12 protein-coding genes and 1 pseudogene are annotated in these 14,217 nt (G+C 70.0%); 8 read left to right on the forward strand and 5 right to left on the reverse strand.

What is annotated here, in order from left to right; genetic code table 11:
* Nucleotides 1–102: 102 nt before the first annotated feature.
* Genes KCH87_RS06930 through KCH87_RS06960 form a run of 7 tightly spaced genes read left to right on the forward strand, consistent with a single transcriptional unit; the run spans nucleotide 103 to nucleotide 7,398 of the window.
* Entirely contained in the window at nucleotides 103–1,155 is a 1,053-nt protein-coding gene (locus KCH87_RS06930; protein ID WP_374198969.1) for an SCO3242 family prenyltransferase, read from the forward strand.
* A complete protein-coding gene (locus tag KCH87_RS06935; RefSeq protein WP_210584965.1) occupies nucleotides 1,152–2,105 on the forward strand; it encodes a sugar phosphate isomerase/epimerase in 954 nt (317 codons plus the stop codon). The genes KCH87_RS06930 and KCH87_RS06935 overlap by 4 nt, the downstream gene beginning before the upstream one ends.
* Entirely contained in the window at nucleotides 2,102–2,812 is a 711-nt protein-coding gene (locus tag KCH87_RS06940) for an EboA domain-containing protein (RefSeq protein ID WP_210584966.1), read from the forward strand. The genes KCH87_RS06935 and KCH87_RS06940 overlap by 4 nt, the downstream gene beginning before the upstream one ends.
* A complete protein-coding gene (locus tag KCH87_RS06945; protein ID WP_210584967.1) occupies nucleotides 2,812–3,660 on the forward strand; it encodes a TatD family hydrolase in 849 nt (282 codons plus the stop codon). Before KCH87_RS06940 ends, KCH87_RS06945 begins: the two co-directional genes overlap by 1 nt.
* Before the next feature lie 3 nt (nucleotides 3,661–3,663).
* On the forward strand, nucleotides 3,664–4,893 hold the full coding sequence (gene eboE, locus KCH87_RS06950; protein WP_210584968.1) for a metabolite traffic protein EboE: 1,230 nt from the start codon (nucleotides 3,664–3,666) through the stop codon (nucleotides 4,891–4,893).
* Nucleotides 4,890–6,278, forward strand: a complete 1,389-nt coding sequence (locus tag KCH87_RS06955; protein WP_210584969.1) for a nucleotide pyrophosphatase/phosphodiesterase family protein — start codon at nucleotides 4,890–4,892, stop codon at nucleotides 6,276–6,278. The genes eboE and KCH87_RS06955 overlap by 4 nt, the downstream gene beginning before the upstream one ends.
* Nucleotides 6,279–6,336: 58 nt before the next feature.
* Nucleotides 6,337–7,398 (forward strand): sugar phosphate isomerase/epimerase, encoded by a 1,062-nt coding sequence (locus KCH87_RS06960; protein WP_210584970.1) that lies wholly within the window; start codon nucleotides 6,337–6,339, stop codon nucleotides 7,396–7,398.
* 81 nt (nucleotides 7,399–7,479) lie between these two features.
* Here KCH87_RS06960 and fdhD read toward each other — a convergent pair whose 3' ends face one another.
* From fdhD to KCH87_RS06975, 3 genes and pseudogenes are all read right to left on the reverse strand, one after another.
* A complete protein-coding gene (gene fdhD / locus KCH87_RS06965; protein WP_210584971.1) occupies nucleotides 7,480–8,328 on the reverse strand; it encodes a formate dehydrogenase accessory sulfurtransferase FdhD in 849 nt (282 codons plus the stop codon).
* Between the two features lie 8 nt (nucleotides 8,329–8,336).
* A pseudogene (locus KCH87_RS06970) lies at nucleotides 8,337–9,095 on the reverse strand (molybdopterin dinucleotide binding domain-containing protein); the annotation flags it as partial.
* 50 nt (nucleotides 9,096–9,145) lie between these two features.
* Nucleotides 9,146–10,117: a 2-dehydropantoate 2-reductase gene (locus KCH87_RS06975; protein ID WP_210584973.1), complete on the reverse strand. Its 972-nt coding sequence runs from the start codon at nucleotides 10,115–10,117 to the stop codon at nucleotides 9,146–9,148.
* 284 nt (nucleotides 10,118–10,401) lie between these two features.
* Between KCH87_RS06975 and KCH87_RS06980 the strand changes: the two genes are divergently transcribed.
* Nucleotides 10,402–11,079 (forward strand): GntR family transcriptional regulator, encoded by a 678-nt coding sequence (locus KCH87_RS06980; protein ID WP_210584974.1) that lies wholly within the window; start codon nucleotides 10,402–10,404, stop codon nucleotides 11,077–11,079.
* 87 nt (nucleotides 11,080–11,166) lie between these two features.
* On the opposite strand, the gene KCH87_RS06985 is transcribed toward KCH87_RS06980, so the two are convergent.
* Both KCH87_RS06985 and KCH87_RS06990 read right to left on the reverse strand, forming a co-directional pair.
* Nucleotides 11,167–12,582 (reverse strand): OFA family MFS transporter, encoded by a 1,416-nt coding sequence (locus KCH87_RS06985; RefSeq protein ID WP_210584975.1) that lies wholly within the window; start codon nucleotides 12,580–12,582, stop codon nucleotides 11,167–11,169.
* A 1-nt stretch (nucleotide 12,583) separates the two neighbouring features.
* Nucleotides 12,584–13,975 carry an OFA family MFS transporter gene (locus KCH87_RS06990; protein WP_210584976.1) on the reverse strand — a complete coding sequence of 464 codons (1,392 nt, stop codon included), beginning with the start codon at nucleotides 13,973–13,975 and terminating at the stop codon, nucleotides 12,584–12,586.
* Nucleotides 13,976–14,217 lie beyond the last annotated feature (242 nt).

Here is a 14,217-nt window from a genome sequence, read left to right on the forward strand (position 1 = left end):
GCGGCGGCGCGGGGTGTGGGCCAGGCTGGTGCTGGTGCTGGTGCTGGTGCTGGTGCTGGTGCTGGTGCTGGTGCTGGTGCTGGTGCGGGCCAGGTCGTGCGCCTGGTCGATGCCCGTACCGACCAGACCCCGCGTCAAGTCCACGCGCGCGCCGACATCCCGAGCCGTGCACGCGCCTGGGCCGAACTTCTGCGTCTCCCGGCCCTGTTCACGGTGCCCGGCGATGCCCTGGCCGGCGCGGCCGCGACCGGGGTGCGCCCCAACCGCCGCACTCTGCTCGCCATCGGCTCCTCCCTCTGTCTCTACGAAGCCGGTATGGCCCTCAACGACTGGGCGGACCGGGACGAGGACGCCGTGGAACGCCCGCACCGCCCCCTCCCCTCCGGCCGTATCCACCCCACCGCGGCCTTCACGGCAGCCTGCGCGTTCACCGCGGGAGGCCTGGCCCTGGCTGCCCGCGCCGGCCGTCCCGCCCTCGCGGTCGCGGTGCCTCTCGCGGCGACCGTCTGGGCCTACGACCTCGCCGTGAAGCACACCCCCGCAGGCCCGCCCGCCATGGCCCTGGCCCGCGGCCTGGACGTCCTCCTCGGCGCCGCGGCCACCGCCGGCCGCACCCGCGACGCCCTTCCCTCCGCCGCCGCCCTCGGCACCCACACCCTCGCGGTCACCACCGTGTCCCGCCAGGAGACCCAGGGCGGCTCACCGTTGGCACCCTTGGCAGCGCTGGTCACGACCGCCTGTCTGTCGGGGCTGCTGACCCGCGCACACCCCGCGCGCGAATCCGAAAAACCCTCGCCGGATTCCCCTGCCCACACAAGCCGCACGTCCTTCCGACCCCCGGCAGGCCGAGTGACTGCAGCCGTCCTCGGCCTGCCGGGCACCACAACCCCGGCCACGACGACCCCCGCCACCCCGAGCCCTCTTCCCACCGTCCTCGCCACGGCGTACGCCGCGACCGCCGCACGCCCCTACTTCCACGCCACGCTCAACCCCTCACCCCCACTCACCCAACGAGCCGTCGCCGGCGGCATCCGCGCGATGATCCCCCTCCAGGCCACCCTCGCCGCCCGCTCCGGAGCCCCCGTCACCGCCCTGCTGACCGCCGCACTGGCCCCGCTCGCACGCAGGTTCGCAAGGAAGGTGACCATCACATGACCCCGGAACCCCGCGTCCCCGAAATCCCCCGGGCCCCAGGGGCCAACCCCCTCCGCTTCGGCTACGGCACCAACGGCCTCGCCGATCTCCGTCTCGACGACGCCCTCGCCCTGCTCGCCGACCTCGGCTACGACGGCGTCGGGCTGACCCTCGATCACATGCATCTCGACCCGCTGGCATCCGACCTCACCGCCCGCACCCGCCGGGTCGCACGACGGCTGGACGCGCTCGGTCTGGACGTCACCGTGGAGACCGGCGCCCGCTATGTCCTCGACCCGCGCCGCAAGCACGGCCCCTCTCTGCTGGACGCCGATCCGGCGGACCGGGCGCGCCGCGTCGACCTGCTGATCCGGGCCGTCCGGGTCGCCGCCGACCTGGGCGCGAACGCGGTCCACTGCTTCAGCGGGATCACCCCGGCCGGAACGGACACGGACACGGCATGGAAGCGACTGGCCGAGTCGCTCGAACCGGTACTGGATGCCGCCACCGCCAACGGAGTCCCCCTCGCCGTCGAGCCCGAACCCGGTCATCTCCTCGCCACCCTCGCCGACTTCCACCGCCTCCGGCAGACCCTCGGCGACCCTGAGCACCTCGGCTTGACCCTCGACATCGGCCACTGCCAGTGCCTCGAACCCCTGCCGCCCGCCGACTGCGTACGCGCCGCCGCCCCCTGGCTCCGGCACGTCCAGATCGAGGACATGCGCCGCGGCATCCATGAGCACCTCCCTTTCGGTGACGGGGACATCGACTTCCCGCCCGTTCTCGCCGCCCTCGCCGCCTCCGGCTACAAGGGCCTGACCGTCGTCGAACTGCCCCGCCACTCCCACGCCGGCCCGCACCAGGCCGAACTCTCCCTTCCCTTCCTCCACACCGCCGCTCGACAGCACACCCCGCCCGTCGCACCACCCCACGGCGAGCCCTCCGCCACCCCCGCAGGGAGCACCCCATGACGCAACCGCACGCCGCCCCGGACACCCCGGCGACCGGCACCCCAGGCGGCACCACACTCGCCCTCACCCCGCTGGACGAGCTGCACCGCCACCTCACGACCCGCCTCACCGGCGCCGCCCGCACCTGGCTCGACCGGGCGCTCGACGAGGCCACCGCACACCCCGGCACCCACGGCCCCATCTCCGTGTGGGAACTACGCCTCGCCGAGGCCGGACGCCGCTGCGGGACCGAACACGCCGACGCCGCCCGCGTCCTGATCCTGCACGCCGCCCGCGCCGACACCGACGCCCTCACCCGGGTCTACTCCCAGGGCACCGCCGCCGAACGCCGAGCCGTCCTGCACGCCCTGCCGCACCTCGTGCCGGGCCCGGACGCCCTGCCGCTCGTCGAGGACGCCCTGCGCACCAACGACACCCGGCTCCTCGCCGCGGCCGTCGGCCCCTACGCCGCCCGGCACCTCACCCCCCACCACTGGCGGCACGCCGTCCTGAAGTGCCTCTTCACCGGTGTGCCCGTCGACGAGGTGGCCGACCTGGAACGCCGCGCGTACGCCGACGCCGAACTCGCCCGCATGCTCGGCGACTACGCGTCCGAACGCACCGCGGCGGGCCGTCCCGTACCGGAGGACCTGCACCGCGTCCTGGCCCTCAGCGAGCCCGCAGCCCCACGGCAACCAGCGGCCGACCCCCACGGCAAGGAGTCCTGATGCGCCTCTTCGACCCCCACATCCACATGACGTCACGGACCACCGACGACTACCAGGCCATGCACGCAGCCGGTGTCCGCGCCGTCGTCGAGCCCTCCTTCTGGCTCGGCCAGCCCCGCACCTCACCCGCCACCTTCCTCGACTACTTCGACTCCCTCCTCGGCTGGGAACCCTTCCGCGCGGCCCAGTACGGCATCGCCCACCACTGCACGCTCGCCCTCAACCCCAAGGAGGCGAACGACCCGCGCTGCCTCCCCGTCCTCGACGAACTGCCCAGGTATCTCGTCAAGGACCAGGTCGTGGCCGTCGGCGAGATCGGCTACGACTCCATGACACCCGCCGAGGACACCGCGCTCGCCACCCAGCTCCAACTCGCCGCCGACCACGAACTGCCCGCGCTGGTGCACACCCCGCACCGCGACAAGCTGGCGGGCCTGCGCCGCACCCTCGACCTCGTCCGGGAGTCCGCACTGCCCCCGGAACGTGTCCTCGTCGACCACCTCAACGAGACCACCGTCAAGGAAGCCAAGGACAGCGGCTGCTGGCTGGGCTTCTCCGTCTATCCCGAAACCAAGATGGACGAGCAGCGGATGGTCGCCATCCTCCAGCAGTACGGACCCGAGCAGGTACTGGTGAACTCCGCCGCCGACTGGGGCCGCAGCGACCCCCTGAAGACCCGCAAGGTCGCCGACCTGATGCTCGCCGAGGGCTTCACGGAGGACGACGTCGACCGGGTGCTGTGGCGCAACCCCGTCGCCTTCTACAACCTCAGCGGCCGGCTCAACCTCGATGTCGCGGCCACCGACGCCACCCACGAGGGCAACTCCATCCTGCGCGGCGGGGAGTGAGCGATGCGCTTCCGCCACCCCGACGGCTCCACCGTCCACCTCGCCTACTGCACCAACGTCCACCCCGCCGAAACCCTCGACGGCGTCCTCGCGCAACTCCGCGACCACTGCGAACCCGTGCGCCGCCGCCTCGGCCGCGACCGCCTCGGCATCGGCCTCTGGCTCGCCAAGGACGCAGCGCACGCCCTCGTCACCGACCCGTCCGCGCTGCGCGGCCTGCGCACCGAACTCGACCGCCGCGGCCTCGAAGTCGTCACCCTCAACGGCTTCCCCTATGAAGGATTCGGCGCCGAAGAGGTCAAGTACCGCGTCTACAAACCGGACTGGACCGACCCCGAACGCCTCGACCACACCACCGCCCTGGCCCGCGTCCTCGCCGCGCTGCTCCCCGACGACGTCACCGAGGGCACCATCTCCACCCTCCCGCTCGCCTGGCGCACGGACCTGCACGCGAAAGGGAACGAGAGCTCCATCGAGCAGCGCAGCGCGACGGCCCGCACCGCTCTGCTCACGCTCGCCGAACGACTCGACGCGCTCGACGAGTTGACCGGCCGCTCCATCCGCATCGGCCTGGAGCCGGAACCCGGCTGCATCGTCGAGACCACCGCCGACGCCCTCGCCCCGCTGACCGCGATCGCCCACGAACGCATCGGCATCTGCGTCGACACCTGCCACCTCGCCACCTCCTTCGAAGACCCGCACACCGCCCTGGACGCGCTCACCGAGGCCGGCGTCCCCGTCGTCAAGTCCCAGCTCTCCGCCGCCCTGCACGCCGAACACCCCCATCTCCCCGAAGTCCGTGAGGCGCTCGCCGCCTTCGACGAACCCCGCTTCCTGCACCAGACCCGCACCTCCCCCACTCTCAACTCCGTTCGAGCGGGAGGGACCCCCACCGCCGCCGGCCTGCACGGCACCGACGACCTCGGCGAGGCCCTCAAGGGCGACACCCTCCCCGACGCCGCCCCCTGGCGAGCCCACTTCCACGTCCCCCTGCACGCGGCCCCCGCCGCACCCCTCACCTCCACGCTCCCCGTGCTCAAGTCCGCGCTCACCAGCCTGGTCGGCGGCCCGCACCCGCTCACCAGCCACCTCGAGGTCGAGACGTACACCTGGCAGGCCCTCCCACCCGAACTGCGGCCCCGCGGCCGGGGTCAGCTCGCCGACGGCATCGCCGCCGAACTCACCCTCGCCCGCGACCTGTTGACGGACCTCGGCCTGAAGGAACTGCCATGACCCGATCCGAAGGGGCCACTCCTCTCCTCGTCCTCGACGTCGTCGGACTCACCCCCCGCCTGCTCGACCACATGCCCCACCTCAAGACGCTCGCCCAGGCCGGCTCCCGCGCATCGCTCGGCACCGTCCTGCCCGCCGTCACCTGCGCCGCCCAGTCCACCTTCCTCACCGGCACCCACCCGTCGGAGCACGGCATCGTCGGCAACGGCTGGTACTTCCGCGAACTCGGCGATGTCCTGCTCTGGCGGCAGCACAACGGCCTGGTCGCCGGGGACAAACTCTGGGACGCCGCCCGCCGCGCGCACCCCGGCTACACGGTCGCCAACATCTGCTGGTGGTACGCCATGGGCGCCGACACCGACATCACCGTCACCCCCCGTCCGATCTACTACGCCGACGGCCGCAAGGAACCCGACTGCTACACCCGCCCCGTCGCCCTGCACGACGAACTCACCGCCGAACTCGGCACCTTCCCCCTCTTCCACTTCTGGGGACCCGGCGCGGACCTGGTCTCCAGCCGCTGGATCATCGACGCCACCCGCCACATCATGCGCACCCGGCACCCCGACCTGACGCTCTGCTACCTCCCCCACCTCGACTACGACCTACAGCGCTTCGGCCCCGACGACCCACGCTCGCTCAAGGCGGCCACCGACCTGGACGCGGCCCTGGCCCCACTCCTGGCCGACGCCCGCGCAGAAGGCCGTACCGTCGTCGCGCTCTCCGAATACGGCATCACCCGCGCGGATCGCCCCGTCGACATCAACCGCGCTCTGCGCCGCGCCGGTCTGCTGGAAGTTCACACGCAGGACGGCATGGAGTACCTCGACCCGATGGCATCACGCGCCTTCGCGGTGGCCGACCATCAGATCGCCCACATCTATGTGCGCCGCCCCGAGGACCTCGACGCGACCCGGGCAGCGCTCGACGGCCTACCCGGCATCGAGCAACTCCTCGACGACGAGGGCAAGAAGACCCACCACCTCGACCATCCGCGCTCCGGCGAGCTCGTCGCCGTGGCGGAGCCGGACGCCTGGTTCACGTACTACTACTGGCTCGACGACGAACGCGCGCCCGACTTCGCGCGACTCGTCGAGATCCATCGCAAACCCGGCTACGACCCGGTCGAACTCTTCATGGATCCCCTCGACCCCTACGTCAAGGTCAAGGCGGCCACGGCATTGGCGCGCAAGAAACTCGGCATGCGCTACCGGATGGCGGTCGTGCCCCTCGACCCGTCACCTATTCGCGGCAGCCACGGCCGCCTTCCCACGAGCGACGACGACGGTCCGCTCATCATCTGCTCCACCCCCCGCGCTGTCGGCGACCGCGTCGCGGCCACCGATGTGAAGTCACTGCTGCTCCAACTGGCCGGTCTTTCCTGACTGGTCACAAGTGAAGCACTCACCACTGACAACGCCCTCCCACCTCGAGGAGTTCCGCATGAGCCGCACACCTCGCACGGTCAGAACGAGCAAGGCGAACGACCCCGAACTGGCCCACCGCCTCAGCAGACGAGGCATGCTCGGCGTGGCAGCCGGCGCCACCGCCGCCGCACTGCTCGGCGCCGCGTCCGCCCCCGCCGTGGCCGCCACCGACGCGGAAGCCGGCGCCGAGCGCCGCGGCCGTCCCGTCCTGCCCCCTGGCCGCCTCGGCATCCAGCTGTACAGCCTCCGCGACAAGGTCTCCACCCTCGGCTTCGCCGCCGTATTCGCCGAACTGGAGAAGTACGGCTACGACGAGGTCGAGTTCGCCGGCTACACCCAGGGCTCGGCGGGACCGATCACGCTCGCCCAGCTCAAGCGGCTGGCGAGGAACTACGGCCTGAACCCCATCGGCAGCCATGTCGGCTACTACTCCGACGACCCCAATGCCTACACGTTCGCCCAGAACCTCACCAAGGTCCTCGACGACGCCCAGGCCCTCGGCCTCAAGCACATCGGCACCGCATCCGGCCCGTTCCGCTACGGCTCGACCGTCGACGCCTGGAAGCGCGCCGCCGAGGAGTTCAACACCTACGGCGCCGCGGCGAAGAAGCGCGGCATGAAGTTCTACCAGCACAACCACTCCGAGGAGTTCTCCTTCGCCACCGACAACCCCAAGGTCCGCCTCTACGACGTGCTGCTCGCCGAGACCGACCCGGACCTCGTCTTCCTGGAGATGGACATCTTCTGGGCCTACTCGGGCCAGTTCCGCTTCTCCAAGCGCCCCGACGGCACACCCGCCCCCTTCGAACCCCTCGACTACGTGCTCAAGCAGCCCGACCGCTACCCGCTGTTCCATGTGAAGGACGGCGAGAGCGACCCGTCGAACCAGTACGGCTACCGCATGACCGACGTCGGCGACGGCGACATCGACTACCAGCGGTTCATCTCCGCCGTCACCCGCCTGCGCGGCCACCGCCTGGCCCACCACTGGCAGGCCGAACACGACAACCCGACCGAGTCCTTCACGTTCGCCCGCCGTTCCAGCGCGCACCTGCACTCACTGCGCGAGAAGTGCTGACGGATACGACTGAGACGTGGCCCACCGGCGCAGGGGGCGCTCCCCGCCGGTGGGCCCCGCCGTCGTGTCGCGGGGGGCCGGTCAGCCCTGGGTGGCCGCGGCCCGTAGGGCGATGCGGTCCTGTCCCGCGTACACGTTCATGGAGGTCCCTCGCAGGAACCCGATCAGGGTGAGGCCGGTCTCGGTGGCCAGGTCGACTGCCAGGGAGGAGGGGGCGGATACGGCCGCCAGGACCGGGATGCCGGCCATGACCGCCTTTTGCGCGAGTTCGAAGGAGGCTCGGCCGGAGACGAGCAGGATCGTGCGGGACAGGGGCAGGTTGCCGTGCTGGAGGGCGCGGCCGACGAGTTTGTCGACCGCGTTGTGGCGGCCGACGTCCTCGCGTATGTCGACCAGTTCTCCGTCCTCGGTGAACAGGGCGGCGGCGTGCAGGCCCCCGGTCCGGTCGAAGACCCGTTGTGCCGCGCGCAGCCGGTCGGGGAGGCGCGCGAGCAGTTCGGGGTCGACTCGGACCGGGGGAGTGTCGGCGATGGGCCAGCGGGCTGTCGTACGGACTGCGTCGAGGCTTGCTTTGCCGCACAGGCCGCAGGACGAGGTGGTGTAGACGTTGCGCTCAAGCGTGATGTCGGGGATGACAACCCCTGGAGCGGTCTTCACGTCGACCACGTTGTAGGTGTTCGAGCCGTCCACGGTGGCACCCGCGCAGTACACGATGTTCTGAAGCTCCGAAGCGGCAGCCAGCACTCCTTCGCTCACCAGGAATCCGGCGGCGAGCGCGAAGTCGTCGCCGGGTGTGCGCATGGTGATCGCGAGCGGTTTGCCGTTGAGTCTGATCTCCAGGGGTTCCTCGGCGACGAGTGTGTCCGGGCGGGTGGAGACCGCCCCGTCCCGGATCCGGATCACCTTGCGTCGTTCCGTGACTCGTCCCATGACCGGCCTCAGTTCCGTGCCGCCGCGACCGGCAGCTTCTCGATGCGGATCGCCGACGCCGTGAACTCCGCCGCCCCCGCGATCGGACAACTGGCCCTGACCGTCTGCTGGTTGATGTCCGCGTCCGCCGGAAGGCGCAGGGCCATGAACGCCAGGCCCGGCCGCAGCGCCGGGTCCACCCAAACCGGTGCCACCAGTGAGCCGCGCCGGGTGGAGACCCGTACCTGCTCACCGACCACCACGCTGTAGTGCTCGGCGTCCTCCGAGCTCAGCTCGATGCACTCGCCGCGCCGCAGCGGCGCAGCGGAATCCCCCCTCTGGACACTGCTGTTGTACGAGTCGAGGCGGCGTCCCGTGGTGAGGCGGACCGGATACCGCTCGTCCGTCAGGTCGACGGGCGGGGCCTGCTGGACGAGCCGGAAGGGCGCGCGCTGAACCCCCGAGCCCTGCTGACCCGTGTGGCCGGTCAGCAGGGACAGGTTGATCAGGGACTGGAGATGGTCGGTGCCGTTGTCGAGCTCCGTGTCGCCCGGCAGCCGAATCAGCCGGGCCTGCTCGTCGCGGGTCCAGACGTGCGCCAGCCCCCGGATCGCGGCAGCCGGTATGCCCGTCACCTTCTCCGCGAGCGACAAGGTCCAGGGTTCGACCAGCTGCCGGTACTCCTCGAAGCCGCTCGTCGCTCGTTCGATGAAGGCATGGTCGGCGAGCCCCGCGTGGATGATCTCCCGGCCGATCGCGTGGGCCAGCGGGACGTCGGTACCGGGGTTCGGCCGGAGCCGGCCCGCCGTCCCTTGTCTGTGCTGCGGGACAAGTCCGCTCATGCGGCGGTCCGCAGGGCGAGCAGATCCGAGATGGCGTACACGGTGCGCAGGGTGGGCACCTCGACGCCGGTGATCTCCGCCAACTCGACCACGGCGGCCAGGAGTACGTCGAGTTCGAGCGGCTTGCCGCGCTCCAGGTCCTGGAGCGTGGAGGTGCGGTGGTCTCCGACGCGTTCCGCGCCCGCGAGCCGGCGTTCGATGGAGACGCCGACCTTGCAGCCCAGCGCCTCGGCGACGGCCAGCGTCTCGGCCATCATGGTCTCGATGACTTTGCGGGTGCCGCCGTGCAGGCACATCTGCCGCATGGTGGCGCGGGACAGGGCGCTGATCGGGTTGAAGGAGATGTTGCCGAGCAGCTTGAGCCAGATGTCGTTGCGCAGGTCGGGTTCGACCGGGCACTTCAGACCGCCGGCCTGCATGGCCTCGCTGAAGACCTGGCAGCGGGCCGAGATACTGCGGTCCGGTTCGCCGATGGAGAACCGGGTGCCCTCCAAGTGGCGGACGACGCCGGGACCTTCGAGTTCGGTGGCCGCGTAGACCACGCATCCGATGGCCCGTTCGGGCGCGAGCACCGCACTGACCGCGCCGTCCGGGTCCACACTCTCGATGCGGTGGCCGTCGTAGAGGCCGCCGTGCGCGTGGAAGTACCACCAGGGGATGCCGTTCTGGGCGGCGATCACCGCCGTGGTGTCGTGCAGCAGTGGCTCGATCAGCGGCCCGCACGCCGCGTACGAGTTCGCCTTGAGGCCGAGGAAGACGTAGTCGACCGGGCCGATCTCGGCCGGGTCGTCGGTGGTGTGGGCGCGGGCGGTGAAGTCACCGCGCGGGCTGAGGACCTGTACTCCGTGTTGCCTCATGGCCGCGAGATGCGGTCCACGGGCGACGAGGTGCACGTCGGCGCCGGCGCGGTGGAGTGCGGCGCCGACGTAGGCGCCGATCGCTCCGGCGCCGAGGACTGCGACTTTCACTGGGTGGCGCTCCGTTCGGTCGAGGGATACCGAGGAACTGCCGAACTGTGTCGACGAAATATTGTCTACAGGATGGAGTCGACGACAGCAAGAGTTGTGACGCCACTCCGGCGGCCCGCCCATCGCTCCCGCCGCCGTGAGCTGTCGGTACGGCTCCGGGCGGCTCCGGGCGGCGAGGCCGACACCTGCGTCTGCGGGCATTTGTGCGCCGTAGACTGTAGGCGAAAGCCAATTCATATTTGGCTTCGTGCTGCAGCGCCGTCCGCTGCTCAGGAGGGACCGCGATGTTGTCGACGACCGGACTGCCGCAGGGTGCGGTGCCCAAGCTCGAACGCCCCGGCCCGCTGCGCGACCGTGTCTACGAGGCGCTGCTCGAACTCATCACGACCCGTGCCCTCCAGCCGGGCCAGCACCTGGTGGAGAGCGAACTCGCCGGGCATCTGGGGGTGTCCCGCCAGCCGGTACGTGAGGCGCTCCAGCGTCTCAGTACCGAGGGCTGGGTCGATCTGCGGCCCGCCCAGGGCGCGTTCGTACACGAGCCCACCGAGGAGGAGGCCGACCAACTCCTCACCGTCCGTACACTGTTGGAGGCCGAGGCCGCCCGGCTCGCCGCCGCCAACGCGGGCAGCGCCGGCATCACCACGCTGGAGGAGCTGTGCGCGCAGGGCGAGAGCGCGGTCGACGCCGATGACGTGGACGGCGCGGTGGCGTTGAACGCCCGGCTCCACGCGAAGGTCATGGAGCTCGCGGGCAACACGGTCCTCGCCGAGCTGGCCGCGCAGGTCGACCGGCGCGTCCGCTGGTACTACACGCCGGTCGCCCGGCAGCGTGGGCACCAGTCCTGGGCCGAGCACCGTGAGCTGATCGCGGCGATCGCGGACCGCGACGAGCAGCGCGCCACGCAGGTCATGCGCGCCCACACGGAACACACGCGGAAGATGTACCACGAGCGCGAGAAGTAGCCGGGCGGCCCTGACCAGCAGAGCAGGCGGCTCTCCCCTGCGGCGGATGCCGCAGGGGAGAGCCGCCTGCTGTCCGGACTTCCTCGCTCAGCCCGCTGCTTGCGGCTGTGGTGCCGATACGCCGGCCCCGGTCCGCCCCGGCTGCCGCAGCAGCAGGGCGATCGCCGCCGCGACCATCGAGGTGGCGCCGGCCAGCGCGTAGGCGCCGTTGTAGCCCCAGGCTGCGACCACCATGGAGCCGAGGCCGCCGCCGAACAGGCCGCTGATCAGCTTGCCGCTGTACACCAGCCCGTAGTTGGAGGCGTTGTAGTTCTCCCCGAAGTAGTCCGGGGTGAGCGCCGCGAACAGCGGGTAGAACGCGCCGCCGCCGAAGCCGGAGAGGAAGGCGAAGAACAGGAACAGCGCCTCGCTCTTGACGTCACCGGCCCAGATCACACCGAACTGGGAGAGACCCAGGACGAGAATGACGAACACCAGGGTGGACTTGCGGCCCCACTTGTCGGAGAGCCAGCCCACGACCCCGCGGCCGATGCCGTTGATGACCGCCATGACCCCCATGGAGGAGGCCGCCACCAGCGGGCCGAAGCCCACCTCCTTGGCGAAGTCGACCTGGAAGGAGATCCCGAAGATGGACACGCCCGCGGTCATGACGAGGGCGATCCACATCAGGGGAAGCATGCCGGTCCTGATGGCCTCCTTGGGTGTGTACTGCTTCACCGCGGGAGGGTTCTTGGCCAGGCTCTCGGCCCCCTTCTTGGTGCCGCCGTAGGTCAGCGGGTCGACGTCCGCGGGCCACCAGTTCTTCGGCGGATCCTTGAAGAAGAACGCGCACCCGAAGACCACGATCACGATGTAGCAGCCGATGAGGTCCAGGACGCGGTGGTAGTTCGCGGTGTCGAAGCCGTAGTTGAAGATGAAAATAAAGGGCAGTGATCCGTACGCGAAGCCGCCGTTGACGAATCCGGTCTTGGCTCCCCGGCGTTCGGGGAACCACTTGCCGACCATGTTGATACAGGTCGCGTAGACGAGGCCGGCGCCGATCCCCCCGATGACGCCGAATCCCAGGATCGCCAGCCAGACGTTGCCCAGGTGCGACAGGGCGAGGAACCCGACCAGGCACATGGCCGAGCCGATGTACATCGCCCTGCGGGCGGTGAGTATGCCCTTCTCCCGCAGCCAGCCCGCCGGGAAGGCGATGCCGGCCTGGAAGAAGACCCAGACGCTGAGGATCCAGAAGGTGTTGCTCTGCGTCCAGCCGTGGGCGTGGGACAGGGTGTCCTCCGCCGAGCCGTACGCGTACTCGAAGACGCTGATGGCCATCATGGCGATCCACGGCAGATACACCATGATCTTGCGGGAGTGGCCGAGGATGTCCCGGTCACTCTCGCCGACGCGGTAGATGCGACCGTGGGTATCGGTCACTTCGTTGTAGGGACGGTGTGCGGCGTCGCTTTGTGCGGACTTGCCGGCCTTGCTGTTTGCTGCGTACGGATCTGCCGTCATGTCAGGCTGTTTCCTCGCCGAGGGGGTGCGGGTTGGGGACGGTGAGACGACCGGCTTTCGGCCTGCCGGGGGCCTTCAGGAAGAGCGCCAGCACAGCGGAGCCCAGTCCGATGCAGCCGGCGATGACGAACGCGCCCTCGTAGTCCCAGACGCCGACCACGACCGAGCCGACTCCGGAGCCCACGAGGCCGGAGATGAGTTTCGAGCTGTAGACCATGCCGTAGTTGGAGGCGTTGTTGTTCTCGCCGAAGTAGTCCGCCGTCATGGCGGCGAACAGGGGGAAGATCGCCCCGCCGCCGAAGCCGGAGACCATGGAGCAGAAGAGGAAGAACGGCATGCTGCCCATCTGGCCCGAGATCAGCACACCGAACTGGGCGGTGCCCAGCACCAGACACACGATGATCAGCGTGTTACGGCGGCCGAACTTGTCGGAGATCCAGCCGATCACGCCGCGTCCCGTGCCGTTGACGATCGCCTTCAGGGACATCGCCGTGGCCACGATCCCGCCCGCGAAGCCCATGTCCTTGCCGAACGGCACCTGGAAGGCGATGCCGAAGATGTTGATCCCGGCCGTGCACAGCAGGCAGAACCACATCATCCACAGGACGGGCGTGCGTGCGGCCTCCTTCGGTGTGTACTGCTTCACCGCCGGCGGGTTCTTCTCCAGCGCGCGCCGGATCTTCGGGTCGTCGGTCACCTTCAGCGGGTCGACGTGCGGGGGCCACCAGTTCTTCGGCGGGTCCTTGAAGAACCACCCGGAGAACGCCACGACGGAGCAGCAGATGAGGCCGACCATCACCAGGACGACCTCGTAGTTGCTCAGGTCCATGTACGAGGTGAACAGGAACACGAAGGGCACCGAGCCGTAGGCGAAACCGCCGTTGACCATGCCGGTCTTGCCGCCCTTGCGCTCCGGATACCACTTGCCGACCATGTTCACGCAGGTCGCGTAGACGAGGCCGGCGCCTATGCCGCTGCACATGCCGAAGCCGAGGTAGGCGACGATCACGTTCGGCGCGAACGCGAGTGAGAGATAGCCCAGGACCGTGCCCAGCGCGCCGAGCATCATCGCGTACCGCGCGGGAAGCTTTCCGCTCTCCCGCAGCTGCCCGGCAGGGAAGGCCACGGCCGCCTGGAAGAACACCCAGACGCCCATCAGCCAGAAGATGTGCCCACTGCTCCACAGATGCGCCTCGTGCAGTGTGTCCTCGGCCGACGTGAACGCGTACTCCGAGGAGCTGATGCCCATCATGCCGATCCAGGGGAAGAGCACCATGGTCCATCGTGGCCGCCCCATGATGTCCCGGTCGGTTTCGCCGAGCCGATACACGCGGCCGTTGCGGTCCGTCACCTCCCTGTAGGTGACGGACTTCGAGTATTCGACGGTTGTCATCTTCTCAAGCACTCCTTGCGTCGAAAGATCTGGCCAGCGCCCCCTGTCCAAATGCCTTTCGTGCGCGCGCGTGTCCCGGGGTCGCCCGACGCGCACCGTCGGTCGACCCCGTCCACATTCACCTCATGGGCCACCGCCCAACAAGACTCGTGACGTGGGTCTGGAGCAGCACGTCAGATCACCCCGCTCGACCTGAGCAGACGCAGCTCCTCGTCGCCGAGGCCGAGCTCGCCGATATAGAC

It is taken from the genome of Streptomyces sp. GESEQ-35, from assembly GCF_017948485.1.
In the GTDB taxonomy this organism is placed as follows: Bacteria; Actinomycetota; Actinomycetes; order Streptomycetales; family Streptomycetaceae; genus Streptomyces.

Coding starts and splice junctions, on each gene's coding strand:
- KCH87_RS06935 (WP_210584965.1), top strand. CDS start 1,152: ATGACCCCGGAACCCCGCGTCCCCGAAATCCCCCGGGCCCCAGGGGCC.
- KCH87_RS06940 (WP_210584966.1), top strand. CDS start 2,102: ATGACGCAACCGCACGCCGCCCCGGACACCCCGGCGACCGGCACCCCA.
- KCH87_RS06945 (WP_210584967.1), top strand. CDS start 2,812: ATGCGCCTCTTCGACCCCCACATCCACATGACGTCACGGACCACCGAC.
- eboE (WP_210584968.1), top strand. CDS start 3,664: ATGCGCTTCCGCCACCCCGACGGCTCCACCGTCCACCTCGCCTACTGC.
- KCH87_RS06955 (WP_210584969.1), top strand. CDS start 4,890: ATGACCCGATCCGAAGGGGCCACTCCTCTCCTCGTCCTCGACGTCGTC.
- KCH87_RS06960 (WP_210584970.1), top strand. CDS start 6,337: ATGAGCCGCACACCTCGCACGGTCAGAACGAGCAAGGCGAACGACCCC.
- fdhD (WP_210584971.1), bottom strand. CDS start 8,328: ATGGGACGAGTCACGGAACGACGCAAGGTGATCCGGATCCGGGACGGG.
- KCH87_RS06980 (WP_210584974.1), top strand. CDS start 10,402: ATGTTGTCGACGACCGGACTGCCGCAGGGTGCGGTGCCCAAGCTCGAA.
- KCH87_RS06985 (WP_210584975.1), bottom strand. CDS start 12,582: ATGACGGCAGATCCGTACGCAGCAAACAGCAAGGCCGGCAAGTCCGCA.
- KCH87_RS06990 (WP_210584976.1), bottom strand. CDS start 13,975: ATGACAACCGTCGAATACTCGAAGTCCGTCACCTACAGGGAGGTGACG.